This is a genomic window from Mesorhizobium sp. M1396, assembly GCF_040317725.1.
Taxonomy (GTDB): Bacteria; Pseudomonadota; Alphaproteobacteria; order Rhizobiales; family Rhizobiaceae; genus Mesorhizobium.
On record NZ_JAMYLA010000160.1, the window covers coordinates 1 to 681 of the forward strand.

A 681-nucleotide genomic window follows, 5' to 3' on the forward strand; every position below is an offset into this window, starting at 1 on the left:
CCTGCGCCACGGGATGTTTTGACCAGGCGAGGGTTGGCCGCATCAGCCTCCAGCTTTCGGCGCAAGCGCATGATTAGGACATCGATACTTCGATCGTACACCTCTTCTCCACGCACACGGCTCGCGAGCAAAAGCCGTTCTCTGGATAGCACGTTGCGGGGGTTCTCCAGAAATGCGATCAAGAGATTGAACTCACATGCGGTAAGCTTGACCTCGCCACGCTCCGCACAGATCAGTCGCCGCTGCTTCACGCTGAGCTTCCAGGCCCCAAAGCGAAATGAGCGCTGCTCTCTGGTTCGCGGACTAGAAATGCGCTGGCGTAGCGCTACTCGAATGCGGGCCAAGAATTCGCGCATCCCGAAAGGCTTGGGAATGAAATCGGTTGCGCCGAGCTCCAGTGCAACCACTTTTTCCGCCTCATCAAGCCGGTCGCCGCTGATCACTATGATAGGAACATCCGATTTTGTCGCCAGATTGCGGACGATCGCAAGTCCATCCTCCCGGCCTAGGTTAAGGTCAACAACCACGAGATCGACTGGCTCACGTGAAAGAACATAGTCAAACTGCTTGCTATCGTGGACTGCGGTTACCTTCAGGGCATGCATCGTGAGATACTCGGCGATGAGGCGCCGCATTGCGGCATCATCGTCAATGACAAGAACATGTTTCAACGGCACACCT

1 protein-coding gene is annotated in these 681 nt (G+C 55.9%); it reads right to left on the reverse strand.

All coding sequences use genetic code 11. The annotated features are described in order from the left end of the window. Positions 1–671, reverse strand: a 671-nt coding sequence (virG, locus tag NKH02_RS34435) for a two-component system response regulator VirG (RefSeq protein ID WP_352556354.1), incomplete at its 3' end; no start/stop codon positions are given. Between the last annotated feature and the right edge of the window lie 10 nt (positions 672–681).